Genomic DNA, 17,164 nt, shown 5'->3' with positions numbered 1-17,164 from the left:
CCCTTGTGATGTCGTCATTGCCCAAATATCAGGAAATCTACCGCCGCTTCCGGTTGGCCATCGACCAGGGCCAACTCGGCCCCGGTGATCGGGTGCCGTCGGTGCGCAGCCTGGCGCTGGAACTCAAGATCGCCCGCGGGACCGTGGAGGCGGCTTACCAGTTGCTGGTCAGTGAGGGTTTTTTTGAGGCGCGTGGGCAGGCGGGCACCGTGATTGCGCGGACATTGCCGCAGGTGGCGATGAAGCCCCAGCCCGTCGCACCACCGCCGACATCGGCGCCGCCAGCCTTGCAAATGGGCCAGCCGGCGCTGGATGCCTTCCCGCGCAAGCTATGGGCACGGCTGGTCACCCAGCAAGTGCGCCGCACCGACGCCGACAGCCTGGCCATGGGCGATGTGCGCGGCGCCCAGGCGTTGCGCGTGGCGATTGCCAGCTATCTCGCGTTGTACCGAGGCGTGGAGTGTACGCCCCAGCAGGTATTTATCTGTTCGGGGTATGCCGGCTCCCTGACGCTGTTGTGCGATGCACTGCAAATGGCCGGGCAACGTTGCTGGTACGAAGACCCGGGCTATGTGCATGCGCGGCAGTTATTGAGGCATCAAGGGGTTGAGCTGGTGCCGGTACCGGTCGACCGTGAAGGGCTGGATGTTGAGCAGGGCATCCAGCGTGATCGGCAAGCACGGCTGGCGATTGTGACGCCGGCCCACCAGAGCCCGCTGGGTGTGGCGTTGAGCCTGACGCGCCGCCAGGCCTTGCTGGCCTGGGCGCAGAAGCAGGGCAGTTGGGTGCTGGAGGATGATTACGACAGTGAGTTTCGCTACCAGGGCCAGCCATTGGCGGCGCTCAAGAGCCAGGATGTGCACGACCGAGTGATCCATGCCGGGAGCTTCAGCAAAATGCTGTTTCCGGGCTTGCGCCTGGGCTATCTGGTGGTGCCGGCAGCCTTGGTGGAGGTGTTTGGGCGCAGCGCCGAGGCCTTGCAGCAGCGCGGTGCGCAGTTGTTGCAACTGACCGCGGCGGATTTTCTCGAGCAGGGCCATTTCACCCGGCACTTGAAAAAGATGCGTCAGTTGTATGCGCTGCGAAGGGGCTTTTTGGTCGCCGCGTTACAGGCCCATTGCGCGGATTTTTTACGCGTGGATGAACAGGCCGGGGGGATTAACCTGTTGGCGCGGTTGCGGGTGCCTGTTCCGGATCAGGTAGTTGCCATGGCAGCCAATGAGGCGGGGTTGGCGGTTAACGCATTGTCAGCGTGGACTCTTGAGTCGGGAGGTGGGCAGGGGTTGTTGATGGGCTTTACCAATGTGGCGACGGCCGCACAGGCCAATGAACTGGCATTGAGGCTGCTGCAGATACTGCGGGCATGTCACCCGTAAAGTGTGGGAGCCGGCTTTTTTGGGGGCGCTTCGCACCCCAGCGCAAGCAAGCTTGCTCGCCACGGCAAGCCCGCCCACACATTTAGATCGTGTTCAGCTTTAAAACGTCAGGGTTTTACGGGGGTTGGCAAGGTTACAAGGTTGACGTAGCCATCCCAGAACTTCTGCTGATCGACACCAAACACCACCTTGGCTTTTTGCGTGCCCACCGGCGCGCCTTTTTTGTAGCCCAGCGCCCGGCCGTAGTCGGCGCCAAACGTGGCGTCCACATCCACCCACAGGTCGCGAGACTCAGTGACAATCTCCGGGCTCACCAGAAACAGCGCCGGCAAGCTGTCCCAGGTAAAGCTGTGGTAGCTCGGGTCTTTGTCGAACAGCGGCCCGAACTCGTGCTTGTAGAGATCGGCAATCGCACCTTTGTGGGCTATCACGCGCTGGTACACCGACTTGTCGAAGGTGACTTTCTCACACACATCGTTGGGGAAAATCACGTGTTCGATGGGTGAGCGCAACACAATCTTCGCGGCCTCCGGGTCGAACCACCAGTTGAATTCCGCCGCCGGCGTGGTGTTGCCCGGAATCTCCAGGGCACCGCCCATGTACACGATGCGCTTGATCAGCGGCACGATGTCCGGCGCCGAGCGAATCGCCAGGGCGATGTTGGTCAGCGGGCCGACGGCCAGAATGGTCACCTGGTGCGGGTTGGCCCGCACGCTTTGCACAATGAACTGCGCGGCGGTTTCACTGCGCAACTGGGTGTGGGTGGCCAGGCCATCCGGTGGCGCGACCAGCTGCGCGGGTGAAGTCGGGCGCGGGTTTTTGAACGCGCCCGGCCAGCCCGAACCAAACAGGGCTTTTTCTGCCTCGTAGGTGGCGTAGTCATGCAGCAACGGGTAGGCGGCGCCGGAGTAGACGCCGACCTGTTTTTCTACACCCATACGCTCTACGGCCTTGAGGGCATCGACCTGTTCCTGGTCGACCCAGGCATTGCCGCTGACCAGGGTCATGCCCAGCAGGTCGATGCGTTTTTGCGCGTGCAACTGCGCGAGCATGATAAAGGCCTGGCCGTCATCGTTGAGCACGTTGAAGTCGGTGTCGAAGATGACTTTTTCAGGCGCGGTTTGCGCTGCCTGTGCCGTGCCGGCACACAGGCCGACGGCGACAAGCAACGCGCAGCTTTTAAGAAAACCTTGCATGGTGATTCATCCGCAAAAATTGTTGTTATTAACGGTTCACCAGTTTCGCCGGCAAGGCGATGACCAGGAAGCTGCTGAGGATCAGGCAGCCGGCGAAAAACCACAAGGCACCCGCACTGCTGCCGGTGACGTCGATGGCAACTCCCATCAACGAGTTGCTCACTAAGCCTGCGATATTCGCCACCGAACAGGCCAGGGCAAAGCCGGTCGCCGCTGCGGTGCCTTTGAGGAAGGTTGCCGGCAAGCTGAAAAACACCGGCACGGCGCCGATGATCGCGGCTGAGGCAATGGCGAACAGCAACACGGTGGCGACCACGCTGTGGGTAAAGAACGTGCTGGTGGCCATGGCCGCCGCACCGATGAAGAACGGCACGATGATGTGCCAGCGGCGTTCGCGGTGTTTGTCGGAGCTGGCGCCGATCAGCAGCATGCCCAGCAGCGCCGCAACGCTGGGCAATGCAGTCAGCACGCCGATATGGAAGGTGTCGGTCACTCCGGCATTGCGGATGAAGGTCGGCATCCAGAACCCCATGGCATAGGCGCTGAGCAGGATCGAGAAGTCGATACCGCCGAGCATCCACACTTTGAGGTTGAAGAAGCCGTCACGGAAGCTGTGCTTGCTGCCGGTGGCGTCGGCTTCGTCCTTGCGCAGTTCGCTTTCCAGCAGGGCCTTTTCTTCGTCCGACAGCCATTTGGCCTTTTGGAAGGTGTTGGGCAGCGCCCAGAAAGTCAGCACGCCGAGCAAAACGCTGGGCACCGCTTCGATCAGGAACAACCACTGCCAGCCACGCAGGCCACCCATGTTGTCGAAGTGGCCCATGATCCAGCCTGACAGCGGGCCGCCGATGACGCTCGACAGCGGCAGGCCGATCATGAACAGCGCGATGATGCGCCCGCGTCGGTGCGTCGGGAACCAAGTGGTCAGGTAATACAAAACCCCCGGCAAAAACCCGGCTTCGGCGGCGCCAAGCAGAAAGCGCAGGATGTAGAACTGGGTGGTGGAAGTGACCAGCATGGTGCAGGCCGAGAGCAGGCCCCAGGTGATCATGATGCGCGCGATCCAGATCTTCGCGCCCACTCGTTCGAGTACCAGGTTACTGGGGACTTCGAAGATGATGTAGCCGACGAAAAACAAGCCGGCACCCAGGCCGAACGCGGTTTCGCTGAAGTGCAACTGGTCGAGCATCTGCAACTTGGCGAAGCCGATGTTGATGCGGTCCAGGTAGGCGGCCAGGTAGCAGAAACACAGGAACGGAATCAGCTTCCAGGTGATCTTGTGGTAGAGCGTGGTAACGGGGTCGGCGACCGTGGTCGCGGGCGCTGCATTCGCAATGGGCATTGGGGTGTCTCCTGGCGGTGACTTATGGTTTTTATACAGCCGCTTTTTTCCAGCACTTCGGAGTGCTGTAAAAGCGACATCCAAAGGCAGTGTCAGAAGACTGAAAGCTGCACCGGCTTTTTAATGTGGGAGCTGGCTTGCCTGCGATAGCGGTGGATCAGCAACAATTATGCTGCATGACACTCCGTCATCGCAGGCAAGCCAGCTCCCACCGTTGGGCGGGGGCGGCTCACAGTTTTGTGCAAGACCGCGCTCTATGGCGCAGTTCTTCGTAACCTTTATTGCTCCCTGAACTTGCTCATCGCCTCCTGCTTGCTCACTACATCGCCATACTTGCTGTCGATGTCGAACAGGTTGGCTGCATGGGGCGCCGGGTGTCGGTCGCCGACGCATTCGCGCACGACAATGGTGCGAAACCCATGCTGCACCGCATCCACGGCCGTGGCGCGGATGCAGCCGCTGGTGGAACAGCCGGCCAGCACCACAGTGTCGATGCCCTGGGCGTGCAGCATCGGGGCCAGGCTGCTGCCGAAGAAGGCGCTGGCGTACTGTTTGGTGATCACCACTTCATCCGCCTGGGGCAATACCTCGGTACAGAACGCCGCGAGCGGGTTGCCCTCGACCATGTCTTTCATCACCGGGGCTTTCTTGACCCAGATACCGCCGTCGGCGAAATGGCCGGGATGGTAGCGGATATTAGTGTGCACCACCGTAATTGCGTGCCGGCGAGCGGTGGCCAGCAATTCGACACTTTCAGCTACAGCTACCACCACTTCGGGGGCATACAGCGGCGCGCCTTCGGTGGTGTAGCCCTGCATGAAGTCAATCATCAGCAGCGCAGATTTTTTGCCGAAGCCGATGCGATTGCCCCAGACGCCCTGGTAGTTGGCGTCGGCGGATTGGTTGTTCATCTTCTCAACCCCTCATTTTTGTGTGGCGAGCGAGCTTGTTGTGGCGAGCGAGCTTATGTGGCGAGCGAGCTTGCTCGCGCTGGAGTGCGCAGCGCTCCCGCTTTTTTGGGGCCGCTTCGCAGCCCAGCGCGAGCAAGCTCGCTCGCCACAACAAGCTCGCTCGCCACATAAGCTCATTCACCACGAGTGTCAGTAAGCGCCGGACAGCAAGGCGCCGGCGCCGGGCACGATAGGTTCCAGGTCCAACGCCTTGAGCATCGCGTAGGTGGTGGCGATGGCGGCGGTGAGCACCGGTTTGCCGGTTTGCGCTTCAACCTTGGCCACCACCGGCAGCGACTGCATCTGCACGCAGGCAGAGAGCACGATCACGTCCACCCCTTCCAGGTTCATGCCGGCGACGATGGCCGGCAGGTTGGCCGGGTCGTGGCGCGCCACTTCGAGGTTGTCGGGGATCTCCAGGGCGCGCCAGTCCACCACGTCAAAGCCTTCTTCGCGGATGTAGTTCACCACCAGTTCGGTCAGCGGCTTCATGTACGGCGCGACGATGGCGATGCGCTTGGCGCCCATCACTTTCAAGCCTTCGATCAAGGCGCCAGCGCTGGTGATCACCGGGGCGTTGGCATCGTTATCGGCGGTGGCTTTACGCAAACGTTGTTCGGAATTGCGGTGATAACCCAGGCCCATGGCCATGATCGCCACCAGGCACGCATAGCCCAACACGTCGACCTTGGCGTCGGACAGCTCGATGGCGCAGCGGTCGGACTCGCCGTCCATGGCCGCCAGTTCTTCCTTGCGCACCTGCTTCATGCGCATGCGGCTGGAGTGAAAGGTAAAGCGTTCGGGGCGGATCGCCTGGCGCGCGTTAAGCATCGCCGGGATCTCGGTTTCCATGGTGGTGTTCGAACTCGGCACGATCTGGCCGATACGGTAAGGCTTGAGCATGGTGGTCCCCTTATTGTTGTGTGAGGAAGCCGTCGAGGGCGGCAAAAAAGCCTTCAAGGTCATCCCACGGAATCATGTGCCCGGCGTTCGGTACACGGGCGACCTGGATAGCGGGCTGCAGGTCCTGGATTTCGGCGATGTCTTCATCCAGGATCACGCCGCCGCGCCCGGCCACCATCAACAGGGCAGGGGCCTTGAGCTTGGGCAGGTGCTGGTGGAAGTCGACCGTGTGGAAGTCATTGAAAGCACGCACGATGGCGGGCTCATAACAGGTGTGCAGCCATTCGGCGCGCAGCTGCAGTTGCTCGACGGTCCAGGTGGCGCAGAAGGCGCGCATCGCGTCAGCGTCCATGCCGACCCGCGATTGGCGGATCGAGTCGACGTACCATGGCAACTTGCTCGGGTATTCACGGCGGCCAGGCCCGGACACTGGCGGGGCGATCAGCACCACGCGGTTGACGCCCTGTGGATGCTTGGCTGCACTGTGCACGGCAAATCGCGCGCCCATGGAGTGGCCGACCAGGTGGTAGCTATCCAGCTCAAGCGCATCGGCAAACGCGCCAATGTCCTCGGCGCAGGTGTCTGCGCTGTAGTCCAATTGCGGCCCTGTGGACGACAAGCCGCGCCCGCGCACATCCAGCACGTAAGTGTCGAACCGGGTGCCAAGGCGCTCAGCCACAAAACCCCAGGTAATCGCCGGGCTGGTGATGCCCGGGATCAAAATCAGCGCCGGGCCTTTGCCGCCGTAGCGCAGGTAGTGCTGGCGAATACCATTGGCTTGCACATTGGCGCCATACAGGAAGGTACTCACGCGGCCACCCCCGATTTCAGTTCCTGGGCGTACAGGTCATAACCGTAGACCCAGGCCGGGTCTTCCTGGGTGCGCAGCCAGGTGTTGGCGTTGGACACCGCTTGTACGCGGGACGCACGTTCCTTGCGGTTGGCTTCGTAGAGCTGGAAGGCGGTGCGGTAGTCGCTGATACCGGTTTCCTGCAAGCAGCGGGTGAGCATGGCCGCGTCTTCGATGGCCATGCCGGCACCCTGGGCCATATGCGGTTTCATCGGGTGGCAGGCGTCACCCAGCAACACCAGGCGGCCACGGCTCCACAGCGGCAACGGGTTACGGTTGCGCAGCGGCCATTTGGTCACGCTTTCGGTGGACTCGATCAGCGCCTGCACGGTGGGGTGGTAGCCTTTGAAGGCGTCAAACATCTCTTCGCGGCTGCTGTCGACAAACGCGCCCTGGAAGTCCCATTCGGCATGGGGCACGCCGGTCACGTAGTAGTACTCGTCACGCTTGCCGGTGGTGTAGTAGACCATCATGTGGCGGTCCTCGGTCCACCACTTGATGCAGTCTTCGAACTTCAAGTCGTACTTGGCCAACTGGTCGCCACGGATCAGCGCACGGTGCGCGACCCAGCCGCTGTACAGCGGTTTTTCCACGCCGAGCAGCTCTTCACGGATCCTGGAGTTGATGCCATCGGCGCCGATCACGATATCGGCGTAGGTCACTTCGCCGTCGGCAAAGGTCAGGCGCACTTGGGTATCGGTTTCTTCCAGGGTTTCCAGGCGCTTGTTGAAGTGCAGGGTGCCGGGTTTGAGGGTCGACATCTGCAATGCATGCAAGTCGCCACGGTGCACGGTGATGTAGGAAGCGCCGTAGCCGGTGAGTGGAATACGCGAGAGGTAGTCACCGCTTTCGCCGCAACGGCTGAACCAGTGCTCGGGGTGCGAGCCCATCAGGTCCAGCTGTTTTTCGATGCCCATGCGGCGGAAGATTTTCATGATGTTAGGCCCCATGTGGATGCCTGCACCCAAGCGGGAAAACTCCGGCGCCTGTTCATAGATATCGACATCGAAACCGGCTTGCTGCAGCAGTGTGGCCGCCGCCGCGCCGCCCAGGCCGGCACCGACGATGGCGATTTTTTGTGTGCTTCCCATGGGGCGTGAACCTCTCTCTTTTTGATTTTTGGCGGCATCTGTCCGCAAGGTTTTTAAAGTGTATACGCTCATTTTTTGAAATGGGAAGCCCACGTTCACAATTTTATTTTTTGGCCGTATTTATCCTGTGTAACGGGTTGAGGCCTTTATCTGTAGTGGTTGTGTGGTTTGGTAACGTTTTGGTGCGCTACTTGCAGTTCGTCTTCAATTCGGGTCTTATCGTTATTAATTGGCGTATACGCTATAAAAATGCACTGGAGTGAAGCGCGGTGCTTGAACTTGGTGCAGCCCCACAGGAGACAGGAAAATGCCGGTAAGCGATTGCGAACTGACCCAGATGTTTGAGCACGTGTTGAAACTCTCGAAGGTCGACCCGACCCAGAGCGTCGCCGTGCTCAAGAGCCATTACTCGGACCCGCGCACTGTGCGTGCTGCGATGGACGCGGCGCAGCGCCTGGGGGCCAAGGTGTATGCGGTGGAGCTGCCGTCGTTCAACCATCCCAAAGCGATGGGCAACGACATGACCGCCTACTGCGGCGACACCGCACTCACCGGCAATATCGCTGCCCAGCGCGCGCTGGAGGCCGCCGACCTGATCGTCGACACCATGATGCTGCTGCACTCGCCGGAGCAGGAGCAGATCCTCAAGACCGGCACGCGTATCCTGCTGGCGGTGGAACCGCCGGAAGTGCTGGCGCGCATGCTGCCCACCGAAGCCGACAAGGGGCGTGTGCTGGCGGCCGAGCAGTTGCTGAAGAAGGCGCGCTCGATCCACGTCAAGTCCCGCGCGGGCAGTGATTTCCGTGCAGCGCTGGGCCAATACCCGTCGGTCACCGAGTACGGTTTTGCCGACGAGCCTGGGCGCTGGGACCACTGGCCGAGTGGTTTCCTGTTCTCCTGGCCCAACGAAGAAACCGCCGAAGGTGTGCTGGTGCTGGATATCGGTGACATCCTGCTGCCGTTCAAGACCTACACCCGCGAGAAGATCACCCTGGAGATCGAGAAGGGCTTTATCACCAAGATCCACGGCGGTTTCGAGGCCGAGTACCTGCGCGATTACATGAAGTATTTCAATGACCCGGAGGTGTACGGCATCTCCCATATCGGCTGGGGCTTGCAGCCAAAGGCGCAGTGGACGGCCATGGGCTTGCACGACAAAAACGATGGCATGTGCATGGATGCGCGGGCGTTCTACGGCAACTTCCTGTTCTCCACCGGGCCGAATACCGAAGTGGGCGGCACGCGCAAGACGCCATGCCATATGGATATTCCGCTGCGTAATTGTGATGTGTACCTGGATGATGAGGCGGTGGTGATCGGCGGCGATGTCGTTGCACCGCAAGCGTCCCTGGCACGCTGAGTTTTCAAGTGTGGGAGCTGGCTTGCCTGCGATAACGGTCTGGCAGGCACATCACGGCTGGCTGATCCGGCGCTATCGCAGGCAAGCCAGCTCCCACAGTTTGAGCGTGCACCTTTAGTTTGAGGCTTGAGTCCGTTCACTATCCCCGCCATCATGCCGACCATCGCTAATCACTCACCGAGCCACGCCGTGCCTGATTCCTACGTTTTCTCTGAACAAGTTGGCCACCTGCTGCGCAAGGCCTACCAGCGCCACCTGGCGATTTTTCAGCAGAATGTCGGCGACTCACAACTCACCGCCGTGCAGTTCGTCACCCTGTGTGCGCTGCGCGATCACGGTGCAAGTTCCCTCACCGAACTGGTCAAGGCCACGGCCGTCGACCAGGCGACCATTCGCGGTATCGTCGAGCGGCTCAAGGCCAAGGCGCTGATTACCCTGGAACCAGACCCCCAGGACAAGCGCAAGGTGGTGGTTGACCTGTCGCCAGCCGGCGCCGAACTGGTCGCGCAAACCGCGCCGCGCGCCGCGCAGATCAGCGAGCTGACCATGAGCAACCTCAACCCCGCCGAGCGCGTGGCGGTGCTGTTTCTGCTGCGCAAGATGATCGACGACCCGCAGGAATAAACCGGCGCTGGCATCGTTTTTGCTCTGAGTTCATGTAGTAGTCACTTCACGTGCCAAGTGTGTCGCGAGGCCCCAACTCCGCGGCGCTTTTTTTTGGCTGTTTCGTGTAGTGATTGCTTCATCAACTGATACAGGCGAAGCGAATGATCAGCCCACCCATCACCGTTACCCTCAAGGTCAACGGCCACATCCGCGAAGTCAGTGCGATGGCGGATACGCCGCTGCTGCTGGTGTTGCGCAATGACTTGCAGCTTAACGGCCCCAAGTACGGCTGCGGCCTGGGCGAGTGCGGTGCGTGCACCGTGATCATCGATGGTGTGGCGGCGCGCTCGTGCGTGTTTCCGCTGGCGGGTGCAACCGGGCGCGAGATTGTCACCCTTGAAGGGCTCGGCACACGCCAGGCGCCGCACCCCGTGCAGCAAGCCTTTATCGAGGAGCAGGCGGCACAATGCGGTTATTGCCTCAACGGCATGATCATGACGGCCAAGGCGTTGCTCGACCGCAACCCCAACCCCAGCGAAGCCCAGGTGCGCAATGAGTTGTCGGGCAACCTGTGCCGCTGCGGCACCCATATCGAAATCCTGCGCGCCGTACTGCGTGCAGCGCACCTCTTGAGCGTGGAAGGCCGACCATGACTGATAATTCCCGTGACCAATGGCTGGCCAAGTCTGGCGTCTTATTGATTGTCGATGATGTACTGCCACCTTCAGGCCCGGTGGCCAAGGGCGGCACACCGACCGTGAAACCCAAGGAACTGGGGTTGTTCATTGCGGTAAACGATGACGGCCTGGTGTATGCCTTTAACGGCCATGTGGACCTGGGCACCGGCATTCGCACGTCGCTGGCGCAGATTGTGGCCGAAGAGCTGGACCTGAGCACGGAGCAGGTCAAGATGGTTCTGGGCGATACCGAGCGTGCGCCCAACCAGGGTGCAACCATCGCCAGCGCGACCTTGCAGATTTCGGCGATCCCGCTGCGCAACGCGGCCGCCGAAGCACGGCGCTTTTTGCTCGCGCGCGCAGCGGGACGCTGGGGCGTGAGCACGGGCAGCCTCAAGGTTGAAGCCGGGGTTGTCCACACTGCCGACGGGCGCACCACGACCTACGCAGAGTTGGTCAGCGGCCAGCATGACCAGTTGCGCATCAGCGGTGACGCGCCGTTAAAACCTGTTGCGGATTATCGGCTGGTCGGCAAGGGCGCCGCGCGCGTGGATATTCCCGGCAAGGCCACCGGCGAGTTGACCTATGTGCACGACATGCGCGTGCCGGACATGCTCCATGGTCGCGTGGTACGCCCGCCGTATGCGGGGCTCGACTGCGGTGAGTTTGTCGGCAACAGCCTATTGAGTGTGGATGAGGCGTCCATCGCGCATATCCCCGGCATTGTCGCGGTGGTGGTGATTCGCGATTTTGTCGGTGTAGTGGCGATGCGCGAAGAACAGGCGATCAAGGCCGCCCACGAACTCCAGGTGCACTGGAAACCGTGGAACAACGCCTTGCCGGACATGAGCGATGTCGAGCAGGCCATCCGCGACAACCCACGGGTACGCCGCACGGTGCTCGATCAGGGCAACGTCGACGAAGCCTTGGCGGGCGCCAGCCAGCGCATGCCGCGCAGCTATTTGTGGCCGTACCAGATGCATGGTTCGATCGGGCCTTCGTGCGGCGTGGCGGACTATCAAGCAACCGGCAGCCGCGTGTGGTCGGGCAGCCAGAACCCGCACCTGCTGCGCGCAGATCTTGCGTGGTTGCTGGAATGCGACGAAGCGCTGATCGACGTGATCCGCATGGAAGCCGCCGGCTGTTACGGGCGCAACTGTGCGGACGATGTGTGCGCCGATGCCTTGCTGCTGTCGCGCGCGGTGGGCAAGCCGGTGCGCGTGCAACTGACCCGCGAACAGGAACACCTGTGGGAACCCAAGGGCACCGCGCAGTTGATGGATGTTGACGGCGGGCTCAATGCCGACGGCAGCATTGCCGCCTATGACTTTGAAACCAGCTACCCGTCCAACGGCGCGCCGACCCTGGCGCTGTTGCTCACCGGCCGGGTGGAGCCGGTGGCGGCGATGTTCGAGATGGGCGACCGCACCTCGATCCCGCCCTACGCCATCGATAATATGCGCGTGACCATCAACGACATGGCACCCATCGTGCGCGCCTCGTGGATGCGCGGCGTATCGGCGCTGCCCAACACCTTTGCGCATGAATCCTATATCGACGAACTCGCGTTTGCCGCGGGCGTCGACCCGGTGGAATACCGCCTGCGTTACCTCAAGGACGAGCGCGCCATCGAGCTGGTCAAATCCACCGCCGAACGTGCCAACTGGTCACCGCGCACGGCGCCGATGCAAACCGCCAACGAAGACCACCTGTTACGCGGTCGCGGTTTTGCCTATGCGCGCTATATCCACAGCAAATTCCCCGGTTTCGGCGCGGCGTGGGCGGCGTGGGTGGCGGACGTGGCGATCGACAAACACACCGGCGATGTGTCGGTGACGCGGGTGGTGATCGGCCATGACTCGGGGATGATGATCAACCCGGCGGGCGTGCAGCATCAGATCCACGGCAATGTGATCCAGTCCACCAGCCGTGTGCTCAAGGAGCGGGTGACCTTTGAGGAGTCGACGGTGGCGAGCAAGGAGTGGGGCGGCTACCCGATCCTGACCTTCCCCGAAGTACCCAGGATCGACGTGCTGATGATGCCGCGCCAGGACCAGCCGCCCATGGGCGCCGGCGAGTCGGCTTCGGTGCCGAGTGCGGCGGCGATTGCCAATGCGATCTATGACGCCACCGGCATTCGTTTTCGCGAGCTGCCGATAACGCCCGAACGGGTATTGGCGGCGCTGAATGCAGGCAGCCTTGGCGAACCTGCCAAGTCGCCGGAAAAACGCAGGAAGTGGTGGTTCGGTGCGCTGTTTGCCACCTTGGGCGCAGTGCTGGCCACCGCTTGGCCGTTTCACCCTGAAATCGCACCGATTGCGCCGCCCGGCGCGGGCACCTGGTCCAAGGCCACCCTGGAACGCGGGCGCTTGCTGGCGGCTGTCGGCGATTGCGCGGTGTGCCATACCGCGCCGGGTGGCGCGACCAATGCCGGCGGCCTGGCGATGCAAACGCCGTTCGGCACGCTGTACAGCAGCAATATCACCCCAGACGTGAAAACCGGCATCGGCGCCTGGTCCTACCCGGCATTCGAGCGGGCGATGCGTGACGGCATTGGCCGCGATGGACGCAACCTGTACCCGGCGTTTCCCTACACGGCGTTTCGCAATATCAATGATGCCGACCTGCAGGCGTTGTATGCCTACCTGATGTCCCAGGCGCCGGTGAGCCAGGCGCCGACGCCGAATGCCATGCGCTTTCCGTTTAATATCCGACCATTGATGGCCGGCTGGAATGCACTGAACCTGCGGCGGGGTGAAATCACCCCGCAGCCTGAGCGCAGCGAGCAATGGAATCGCGGCAATTACTTGGTCAATGGCCTCGGGCACTGCGCCGCGTGCCACTCGCCGCGCAACCTGATGGGTGCGCAGAAGGGCGGCAAATCCTTTCTGGCCGGGGGCATGGTCGATGGCTGGGAGGCGCCCGCATTGACGGGCTTGTCCAAGGCACCGACGCCGTGGACCGAGGACCAGTTGTTCAACTACCTGAGCACTGGCTATTCCGATGCCCATGGCGTGGCGGCGGGCCCGATGGGGCCGGTGGTGAGTGAGTTGTCAAAGCTGCCCAAGGCCGATATTCGTGCGATGGCGGTGTACCTGGCGTCACTTAATGGCGAGGCCACTGCCGAGGTGCAAACGGTGGCGACGGCGCCGCTGCCCAACCCCAATGGCCGACGTGTATTCGAAGGCTCATGCAAAGCCTGTCATGCCGATGGCCTGGGGCCGAAGCTGTTCGGGGTGAGCCCGTCATTGGCGACCAATACCAATGTGTTCAGCGACCAGCCGGATAATTTGATCAAGGTGATTTTGCAAGGCATCAGCAGCCCGGCGACCCGGGACTTGGGGTATATGCCGGGCTTCAAGGACAGCCTGTCGAATGGCCAGGTGGCGGATCTGATCGACTACCTGCGCGGGCAATTTGCGCCGAATGCGCCGGCGTGGAAAGGCCTGGAACAAAAGGTAGCGCACTTGCGCGCTAACCCCGGCACGCACTGACAGAACGCGGTTAAAACTGTGGGAGCTGGCTCTGCTGTTGCTGTTGATCTGGCCCTTGCATCCTTTTCGCCGGCGAAGTCAGCGGTCTTTTGATCTGCGTTTTTGATCTTGATCTGAAATCGTCCCCCCAAATCACTAAAAATAACCAGGCAAAAAAAAGCCCGCGGGAGAGCGGGCAGAAGGGATACTTCTTAAAAATGAGCCTGCCGACTATAGGTGCCAGGCGCCCCTTTTACAGTGAAACAAAATTCATGCACGCATCAGACAATCACCGGAGAGTGGTAGAGTCGCATTTTTTTCAAGGAAGCGATGGCATGCGAAAGCTGGTAATTGGCGCATTGACAGTGGCCGCACTGTCTGGCTGTGCGGGCTCGAAGATGAAGGACGCGCGCAGCGGCCAGCCCTACAAGACCCTGGCGTCGGACAAGGCCACATTGGTGGTTGCCCAATGCATCCAGTTCGGCTGGCAGGACGAGGCCGTGTTCGGCGTGGATGCCGGTGGTTTCAAAGAGCCGCTCGAAACAGGCGGTTATACCGTCTACACCACGGGCGGTGACTACTTTGCCGATGTGCGCGTAGCCGGTGGCGGCTCCAGCGTCAAATACTATGCCGCCCAGGACACGATGCCGGCCAAGCGGCGGTTGGCCGCACTGGCCACCTGTCTGTAGGCTGTCTCCTTAGCATTTTTCGGAAATGCCCGGCGGGACAGCCGCCGGACATTGGCTTATTATTCCTCCCGCTCGCTCGACGCGATGGCTCTTTACCAGTACACGGACGTCGAGGCCTGATCGTCGAGCGGGCCTCGTTTCCTTCCTATCGCGGCATGTAGCCCAAGTGCCAGCGCCGGGGGATTTTCAGTGACACCAGCCCCAGCACGGCGGCCAATGCGCCACTCACCAGCAGCGCCTTGAGCCCGAGCTGGTGCTCCAGCACCGCGCCGATCACGGCGCCCACGAACATGCCGACCCACGGCACCAGTTGCACCCGCCAACCGTTACGCCGCTCCCCCAGTATCCAGCGCCCCAACCCGCGACCAAAACGTGAGAGCGCGCCGGTCACATAGGTCAGGCCCACCGGCAAACCGTTGACCTCTTCCACGGCCGCATTGAGCATGCCCATGGCCAGGATCGCCGCCAGCAGCGCCGGCAACGTATCGTCGAAGGGCCACAGCGCCGCGCCGCACAACAAGGCGGCGATGCACAGCAGCAAAGGCAGCGCATGCCGGCGGCTGAAGCGGCTGACCACCACCCCCAAGGCGTTGCCTAGCACAAATACCGCCACCAGCAACAGCAGGCGCCCGGTCAGGCCCAGGTCACCGGCGCTGATTGCCACCGCCAGGCGCGTGGTGTTGCCGCTCATGAATGAAACAAAATCCCCGCTGGCCATAAAGCCAATCGCATCGGTCATGCCCGCCAGCACCGACAGGCTGGCCACCAGCATCAAGCCGACCCGCCCGCGCCAGCGTTGGCGATGGGCAAGCGCTGCATTGGCATAAAGCCTTTGGGACGAAGGCAACATAGGATCGGGCTCCGCGGTGAGATTATTCGGCCACTACCGTAGGACGCTTTGGCGGTGCATGCAATGACCTCAGACACTTTCCAGTCGCCAGCCGGTGTGCTGCCAGATCAAATGATGGGTCGGCCGGATCGCCTGGATGAACGCCTCGTCATGGGACACCGCAACAATGGCCCCGCTAAACCCGCGCAGCGCCTGCTCAAAGGCCAGTACCGATTCCAGGTCCAGATGGTTGGTGGGCTCGTCCAGCAATAGCAGTTGCGCCGGGGCATCGCGCCACAAGGCGATCGCCATGGCGGCTTTCAAGCGTTCGCCACCGCTCAGTTGGCCGGTGGGTTGGGTGACGCGCAGGGCGTCCAGCTGCAACAAGGCCAGGCGCGTGCGCAGCTCGGCTTCGGCCAGGGGCGTGTCGAGCAGGTTGAGTTGTTCGACGATGGAGCGCTCATCCATCAGCAGCGCCAGGTGCTGATCGATATACGCGGCGGGTATCGACACCGTGCAGGCGCCGCTGACCGCTTGCCATTGGCCGGCCAGCAGCTTGAGCAGCGTGGACTTGCCGCAACCGTTTGGCCCACGCACGGCCACGCGTACCGGGCCGTTCAAGTTGAGCGTCAGGTAAGTGGCTGGCTGGTGTGGGTCGAGCCACGGCAGTTGGGCATTTTCCAGGGTGAGTACGTGGCGGCCGTTGGGCAAGGCCGAGCCGGGCAGGGCGAGCAACGTGGGGGTTTCATCGACGACACGCGCATAGGCTTGGCGCACCTGCCCATCCAGCTCATTTTTATAGGCGTGGTGAGCGCTGCGCACCGTGCTGACGATTTCCGTGGCGGCGCCTTTCCAGCGGGCTTTGGTAAAGCGATCAACGTTGGCGGTTTCGGCATGCTTGCGTGAGCGTGCGGCATTGCGTTGCAGGCTGTCGTGATCCTTTTGCAGGCGCTTGCGCTCGCGGCTGCGTTGCAGGCGAGCATGCTCAAGTGCCATGGCGGCAGCGTGTTGTTCGGTATCGCGCTGCTGGCGATAGGCAGCGTAATTGCCGCCATACACACGCATGCCAAGGGGCGACAGCTCGACGATACGCGCCAGGGTATTGAGCAGCTGTCGATCATGGCTGACCACCACCAAGCCGCCGCGCCAGTTGCTCAAAACCCGCAGCAGCCACTCGCGCCCATGGCTGTCGAGGTGGTTGGTGGGCTCATCCAGTACCAGCAGATCCGGCGCGGCCAATAGCGCACCGATTACGACAACCCTGGCCAGTTGGCCGCCACTCAGTTGAGTGGCTGGGGCTTCAAAACCGAGTGCGTGTAAACCCGCGTCATCAAGTGCGGCACGCAAGCGTTCGGCAAGGTCCCAGCGATCGTCAATCAGCTCAAGGTCACCGGCCCAGGCCTCGCCTCGGGCCATGCGCTCAAGCGCGGCCAATGCCTGGGCAGTACCGGTGATCTGCGCAAGGCTTGCTCCCGGTTGCAGCGTCAGGCTCTGTGCGACGTAGGCTACGCGGGCCTTGCCATCGAGCGTCCCGCAAGAGGGCGCAAGTACGCCGGCCAGCAAGCGCGCCAGGATACTTTTGCCGCGACCATTACGGCCGACAATCCCGGTGGGTGTGTAATCAATGGACAGGGTGAGGTCGTCCAGCAAGGTTTCGCCATTGGCGAACTGGAACGACACGTGTTGCAGGGAAACCAATACGGGCAGGCGTTTGACGTCAGTCATCAGCACCTCCAAAAAAATGTCGAACAGGCCAACAAGCGCGCCAGGCGGCTCGTTGCAAATACATTTTGGAAGGCTTAGTTGTTCACGTCGGCGCTCATCC

Annotated in this window: 14 protein-coding genes; 6 read left to right on the top strand and 8 right to left on the bottom strand. The window is 61.9% G+C overall.

Annotated elements, in window-relative coordinates:
* The first annotated feature begins 8 nt into the window (after positions 1-8).
* Positions 9-1,376 (top strand): PLP-dependent aminotransferase family protein, encoded by a 1,368-nt coding sequence (locus AOA62_RS23195; RefSeq protein WP_099549903.1) that lies wholly within the window; start codon positions 9-11, stop codon positions 1,374-1,376.
* 107 nt (positions 1,377-1,483) lie between these two features.
* Here AOA62_RS23195 and AOA62_RS23190 read toward each other — a convergent pair whose 3' ends face one another.
* From AOA62_RS23190 to AOA62_RS23165, 6 genes are all read right to left on the bottom strand, one after another.
* Positions 1,484-2,572 (bottom strand): nucleoside hydrolase, encoded by a 1,089-nt coding sequence (locus AOA62_RS23190; RefSeq protein ID WP_099549883.1) that lies wholly within the window; start codon positions 2,570-2,572, stop codon positions 1,484-1,486.
* Between the two features lie 28 nt (positions 2,573-2,600).
* Complete coding sequence (locus tag AOA62_RS23185; RefSeq protein ID WP_099549882.1) at positions 2,601-3,911, bottom strand: MFS transporter; 1,311 nt, start codon at positions 3,909-3,911, stop codon at positions 2,601-2,603.
* 278 nt (positions 3,912-4,189) lie between these two features.
* Entirely contained in the window at positions 4,190-4,822 is a 633-nt protein-coding gene (locus AOA62_RS23180) for an N-carbamoylsarcosine amidohydrolase (RefSeq protein ID WP_099549881.1), read from the bottom strand.
* 189 nt (positions 4,823-5,011) lie between these two features.
* Positions 5,012-5,764, bottom strand: coding sequence for an Asp/Glu racemase (locus tag AOA62_RS23175; RefSeq protein WP_017135472.1), 753 nt, complete (start codon positions 5,762-5,764; stop codon positions 5,012-5,014).
* A 10-nt stretch (positions 5,765-5,774) separates the two neighbouring features.
* Complete coding sequence (locus tag AOA62_RS23170; RefSeq protein WP_099549880.1) at positions 5,775-6,575, bottom strand: alpha/beta fold hydrolase; 801 nt, start codon at positions 6,573-6,575, stop codon at positions 5,775-5,777.
* Entirely contained in the window at positions 6,572-7,705 is a 1,134-nt protein-coding gene (locus tag AOA62_RS23165; protein WP_099549879.1) for an FAD-dependent monooxygenase, read from the bottom strand. Before AOA62_RS23165 ends, AOA62_RS23170 begins: the two co-directional genes overlap by 4 nt.
* Before the next feature lie 307 nt (positions 7,706-8,012).
* Here AOA62_RS23165 and AOA62_RS23160 point away from each other — a divergent pair, with 307 nt between their 5' ends.
* The 5 genes from AOA62_RS23160 to AOA62_RS23140 all read left to right on the top strand — a co-directional run bounded on the left by AOA62_RS23160 (position 8,013) and on the right by AOA62_RS23140 (position 14,510).
* Positions 8,013-9,065 carry a 2,5-dihydroxypyridine 5,6-dioxygenase gene (locus tag AOA62_RS23160; RefSeq protein ID WP_099549878.1) on the top strand — a complete coding sequence of 351 codons (1,053 nt, stop codon included), beginning with the start codon at positions 8,013-8,015 and terminating at the stop codon, positions 9,063-9,065.
* Between the two features lie 189 nt (positions 9,066-9,254).
* Positions 9,255-9,689, top strand: coding sequence for a MarR family winged helix-turn-helix transcriptional regulator (locus AOA62_RS23155; RefSeq protein WP_026013564.1), 435 nt, complete (start codon positions 9,255-9,257; stop codon positions 9,687-9,689).
* Positions 9,690-9,832: 143 nt separating this feature from the next.
* A complete protein-coding gene (locus tag AOA62_RS23150) occupies positions 9,833-10,324 on the top strand; it encodes a (2Fe-2S)-binding protein (RefSeq protein WP_099549877.1) in 492 nt (163 codons plus the stop codon).
* Complete coding sequence (locus AOA62_RS23145; protein ID WP_099549876.1) at positions 10,321-13,842, top strand: molybdopterin cofactor-binding domain-containing protein; 3,522 nt, start codon at positions 10,321-10,323, stop codon at positions 13,840-13,842. Before AOA62_RS23150 ends, AOA62_RS23145 begins: the two co-directional genes overlap by 4 nt.
* A gap of 314 nt (positions 13,843-14,156) precedes the next feature.
* On the top strand, positions 14,157-14,510 hold the full coding sequence (locus tag AOA62_RS23140; RefSeq protein WP_099549875.1) for a hypothetical protein: 354 nt from the start codon (positions 14,157-14,159) through the stop codon (positions 14,508-14,510).
* A 145-nt stretch (positions 14,511-14,655) separates the two neighbouring features.
* Here AOA62_RS23140 and AOA62_RS23135 read toward each other — a convergent pair whose 3' ends face one another.
* Positions 14,656-15,360 carry a YoaK family protein gene (locus AOA62_RS23135; protein WP_099549874.1) on the bottom strand — a complete coding sequence of 235 codons (705 nt, stop codon included), beginning with the start codon at positions 15,358-15,360 and terminating at the stop codon, positions 14,656-14,658.
* 69 nt (positions 15,361-15,429) lie between these two features.
* Positions 15,430-17,064, bottom strand: a complete 1,635-nt coding sequence (locus AOA62_RS23130; protein ID WP_099549873.1) for an ABC-F family ATP-binding cassette domain-containing protein — start codon at positions 17,062-17,064, stop codon at positions 15,430-15,432.
* Positions 17,065-17,164: the final 100 nt, after the last annotated feature.

Source organism: Pseudomonas sp. 2995-3 (genome assembly GCF_002742565.1).
Lineage (GTDB): Bacteria > Pseudomonadota > Gammaproteobacteria > Pseudomonadales > Pseudomonadaceae > Aquipseudomonas > Aquipseudomonas edaphica.
The sequence above is the reverse complement of the archived record's forward strand: the minus strand, read 5'-3'. Positions and strand labels throughout refer to the sequence as shown.

Bases quoted from the DNA above. Each gene is read 5' to 3' on its own strand.
- AOA62_RS23195 (WP_099549903.1), top strand. From the start codon at position 9: ATGTCGTCATTGCCCAAATATCAGGAAATCTACCGCCGCTTCCGGTTG.
- AOA62_RS23190 (WP_099549883.1), bottom strand. From the start codon at position 2,572: ATGCAAGGTTTTCTTAAAAGCTGCGCGTTGCTTGTCGCCGTCGGCCTG.
- AOA62_RS23185 (WP_099549882.1), bottom strand. From the start codon at position 3,911: ATGCCCATTGCGAATGCAGCGCCCGCGACCACGGTCGCCGACCCCGTT.
- AOA62_RS23180 (WP_099549881.1), bottom strand. From the start codon at position 4,822: ATGAACAACCAATCCGCCGACGCCAACTACCAGGGCGTCTGGGGCAAT.
- AOA62_RS23175 (WP_017135472.1), bottom strand. From the start codon at position 5,764: ATGCTCAAGCCTTACCGTATCGGCCAGATCGTGCCGAGTTCGAACACC.
- AOA62_RS23165 (WP_099549879.1), bottom strand. From the start codon at position 7,705: ATGGGAAGCACACAAAAAATCGCCATCGTCGGTGCCGGCCTGGGCGGC.
- AOA62_RS23160 (WP_099549878.1), top strand. From the start codon at position 8,013: ATGCCGGTAAGCGATTGCGAACTGACCCAGATGTTTGAGCACGTGTTG.
- AOA62_RS23150 (WP_099549877.1), top strand. From the start codon at position 9,833: ATGATCAGCCCACCCATCACCGTTACCCTCAAGGTCAACGGCCACATC.
- AOA62_RS23145 (WP_099549876.1), top strand. From the start codon at position 10,321: ATGACTGATAATTCCCGTGACCAATGGCTGGCCAAGTCTGGCGTCTTA.
- AOA62_RS23140 (WP_099549875.1), top strand. From the start codon at position 14,157: ATGCGAAAGCTGGTAATTGGCGCATTGACAGTGGCCGCACTGTCTGGC.
- AOA62_RS23135 (WP_099549874.1), bottom strand. From the start codon at position 15,360: ATGTTGCCTTCGTCCCAAAGGCTTTATGCCAATGCAGCGCTTGCCCAT.
- AOA62_RS23130 (WP_099549873.1), bottom strand. From the start codon at position 17,064: ATGACTGACGTCAAACGCCTGCCCGTATTGGTTTCCCTGCAACACGTG.